Source organism: Streptomyces sp. MA5143a, assembly GCF_900290235.1.
In the GTDB taxonomy this organism is placed as follows: Bacteria; Actinomycetota; Actinomycetes; order Streptomycetales; family Streptomycetaceae; genus Streptomyces.
Genome location: NZ_OLMK01000163.1, coordinates 1 through 3,434 on the forward strand (window position 1 = coordinate 1; position 3,434 = coordinate 3,434).

Below are 3,434 nucleotides of genomic sequence, written 5' to 3' on the forward strand. Positions count from 1 at the left end.
TCTCAGAACGCTCGGAAGTTACAGCCCATCGCAATCTTGCAGTCTGCTGCAAACTTAGCTTAGGGTGAAACCCGACCGCCCCGGCGGCCTCGACTCCCTCCCCACCGATGACCTGGACCGCGCCAAAGCAGCCGTCCGGGACCTCCCGCACCGAAAGGCCCCCATGACCCCGCCCCGGACCATCCTGATCACCGGCTGCTCCTCCGGCATGGGCCGGCAGGCCGCGCTGGCCCTGCACCGGCTCGGCCACCGCGTGTACGCCACCGCCCGCCGCCCCGAGACCCTGGCCGACCTGGCCGCGCTCGGCATATCCACCCTGCCGCTCGACGTCACCGACGAGCAGTCGATGGCGGACGCGGTGACCGCCGTCGAGGCCGAGCACGGCAGCGTCGACATCCTGATCAACAACGCCGGATTCGGGCTGCACCTGCCCGTGGAGTCCGCCACCCCGGCCGAGGTCCGCGCCCAGTTCGACACCAACGTCTTCGGCCTCATCCGGATGGCCCAGCTGGTGCTGCCGGGCATGCGCCGCGCCGGGCACGGCCGGATCGTCAACCTCTCCTCCATGGCCGGCCGCTTCTCCCCTCCCGGCGGCGCCTTCTACCACGCCAGCAAGCACGCCGTGGAGGCGATCAGCGACTCGCTGCGCCTGGAGGTCGCACCCTTCGGCATCGAGGTCGTCGTCGTCCAACCCGGGCCCACCATCACCGAGTTCAGCGGCACCGCGGTCGACACCATGGCCCCCGCCACGGACGCCGCCGACCCGTACGCCGGATTCCGCGCCAAGCTCGCCGACATGTACGCCAACCACGCCTTCACCCGCCGCAACGGCGCCGTCCCCGCCGAGGCCGCCACCAAGGTGATCGTCCGCGCCGCCACGACCACCAAGCCCCGCGCCCGGTACGCGGTCGGCGCGCTCGCCCGCGCCACCATGCTGGCCAAGCGCCTGCTCCCCGACGCTGCCTTCGACGCCCTGATGCGCCGCAACTTCCCGCTTCCCGAGGCGGCCTGAACTCCGTTGTCGGGTGCCTTGGTGGGCGTGGCACGCATTGCCGCGGTGCATGTCGCCTCTCCCAAGGAGGTCTGGTCGGCTCACCGCGGCCAGACCGGGATCACCCGGCGCGAGTACGACGTCTCTATGAACGGTGCGACCCAGGCGAGCGGTCTGACGCTGGAGGAACCGGTTTCCTTTGACGAACCGGTGACACTCGGGGCATTGCGGGCTGCGGGGACGTTCCACCCTCCCCAGGGTTACCGCTACATGAAGGGCGATGACCTTCGTCAGGTGGCGGTTGCAGGACCGGTCGTAGGCACCGCTCTTCGTGAGGTGCTGGGAGAGCCTGGTGCCTGCGTAAGGTCGCGGTCGGAGTCCGCGCGCTCGGAGATTCTGGTGCGGGACTTGCCGTACATGATCAGCCGAAGAGCAGCGTCGCCCAAGGCTGAGCCGGAACCACGCCGCCGTGGTGTGAGCACGCACCTCGTCGGCCGATTGAAGTGGACGGCCATCCGTCGGCGCAGTGAGCAGGCGACGGCATCTCGACCCGTCTGACTTCGGCGGGCGCCCCTTCTATCCGGGAGGCAGCGGCGGCGAAATCGGCCCCGAAGCACTCTCGGTGATCGAGAACAATGCGTGCTGCCTGCCCGGCCAAGGCCCGCTTCTCGGAGTACGCCCTGGATATGTCCAGCTCGGTCGCGGAGATGGCATCGAGGCTTCCCAGGTCTTCGGGGAACTCCGCCCCGAGCTGGAGGATGCTGATGTTCGGGTCGCCGGCGAACACCATGGGAATCCGCACGGCGCGGGCCTTGTCGCTCAGGGCCAGTGCCTGGGTCCGGTGTGGCTGACACATGGACTCGTGCTCATCGTCCTTCCATCCGTTCCAGATGCCGACACCGAGGCCGGCGAACACGGCCACGGTGACGAGGGTGACCACAGTAAGGATGGCCCGTCGCTCCCGTTCCGCCTGCTGTCTTGCTCTCTCGGCCCGAGCCCTCGCCTCCTCTGCGGCGGCTTCGCGCTCTGCTCCAGTGGCATGGTGTCGGCAGCCCTTCCCGATCTCCTGCGGGAGCTTGCATGGCGACCCCTTCTTCGTGGGGCGACCACAGCGCGCTGCCGCTCGGCGCCTTCGGGAACGGTCGTACCTGGTGGGCATGCCGGGCATTGTGAACCACCCGGCCACACCGGCGCCGCGTAACCGGCGCTTTGAGTAAGCGACTTGGTCGCCATCTGCACGACCTGTGCGTGGGGCACAGGAAATGCGTCTCGCCATTTGAGACGAACGAGGATTGGGTGACGCGAAGTGATGCCCGGGGGGCTTGGGGTGGTTGTTCGCCCCGACTTAGGGCACACGGAGGGCACGCAACCCCCAAATTGGACTAGACAACAAACAAACCCCGGGCCGCTGGCCTGGGGGTTTCGCATGGAGTGGGTGACGAGAATCGAACTCGCGCTCTCAGCTTGGGAAGCTTGGGTTCTTTGGCGGCAGTTGCTGTACTGACCTGCAGCTAAGTGGCGTCGAAGACCGGAGCGCACGTGTGACCAGTCCCCGCTGATCCCTGTGAGTCCCCGCCTTATCTGGCACGGCTTCTGGCACGACCTCTTCGTCTCGAACTGTGGGCTGAGAGGTCATCGGGGGATGAGGGGGCTAGGCCGGCCATTGATGGTCGGGTGCAGTCGCAGTGGTTGCTGTACTTCGCTGTTCTACAGCGAGGGTCGCTCGCAAATGTAGAACTCCTCGGTCTGCTGCAACGTTTGTGACCGGTCGCGATGGGTCACTCCTGGCCCCGGGCGGTGTCTTGGGCTGCGCTGAGCGTTTCTTCGATGGTGATGTCGATGTACCGGTCTCGGTCGGCGCTGCTGAGCGCGTGTGGGGGTGCTTCGGATTCGTCGAGCCGGATGCGGACGTGGCGGGTGATGACGTCGCGATGCGGGGTTGGGGTTTGCTTTTTGAGGTCGCTGTAGACCGTCCAGGCGAGGCTGGCGACGCTGACGATGAGCGCGCCGAGCGAGATGGGGTCCAGGTACTGGTCGGGGCGGGTGGTGCTCTGGCGGGCGTGGAGGGCTGCTTCCACGTCGGTGGCGAGGTGGGGGGTGTGTGGGGTGGTGAGGCGCTGTGCCGCGGAGCGTGCGCCCAGTTCGATCGGGTCGGTCATGTGGTTCTCCTTGTGAGGGTCAGCCAGCGGGGCCCGGGTCCGTGAGGACATGGTGGCCTACCGCGGGCGGGAGATGGTTGCCGGTGATTTTCTGCCAGGTCTCCTCAAGCGCGGCGATTCCCAGCGCGTGTGTCAGCCGCCTGAGATGATCTGGGGCTGGGCCGGTCGACGGGTGCGGGAACTGAGCAAACAGCGCCACGCATCGAACCATCCATGTCAATGCCTCTTCCGTCTGATGCCGTGCTTCAGCGAGTAGACCCATCTGCCCGTAGCTCATGGCCATG

The 3,434-nt window shown here is 67.3% G+C and carries 4 protein-coding genes; 1 reads left to right on the plus strand and 3 read right to left on the minus strand.

Annotation, left to right across the window (positions count from 1 at the left end; all coding sequences use genetic code 11):
- Positions 1–64: 64 nt before the first annotated feature.
- Positions 65–1,012 carry an SDR family NAD(P)-dependent oxidoreductase gene (locus tag SMA5143A_RS42305; RefSeq protein ID WP_258194090.1) on the plus strand — a complete coding sequence of 316 codons (948 nt, stop codon included), beginning with the start codon at positions 65–67 and terminating at the stop codon, positions 1,010–1,012.
- Between the two features lie 400 nt (positions 1,013–1,412).
- Here SMA5143A_RS42305 and SMA5143A_RS43435 read toward each other — a convergent pair whose 3' ends face one another.
- From SMA5143A_RS43435 to SMA5143A_RS43640, 3 genes are all read right to left on the minus strand, one after another.
- A complete protein-coding gene (locus tag SMA5143A_RS43435; protein ID WP_181362302.1) occupies positions 1,413–1,913 on the minus strand; it encodes a hypothetical protein in 501 nt (166 codons plus the stop codon).
- Positions 1,914–2,769: 856 nt separating this feature from the next.
- Positions 2,770–3,150, minus strand: a complete 381-nt coding sequence (locus SMA5143A_RS42320; protein WP_107468079.1) for a hypothetical protein — start codon at positions 3,148–3,150, stop codon at positions 2,770–2,772.
- Between the two features lie 19 nt (positions 3,151–3,169).
- Positions 3,170–3,434, minus strand: a 265-nt coding sequence (locus SMA5143A_RS43640; RefSeq protein ID WP_219923666.1) for a hypothetical protein, incomplete at its 5' end; no start/stop codon positions are given.

What these genes read in the sequence shown, in the direction of transcription:
- SMA5143A_RS42320 (WP_107468079.1), bottom strand. Translation starts at nt 3,150, where the DNA reads ATGACCGACCCGATCGAACTGGGCGCACGCTCCGCGGCACAGCGCCTC.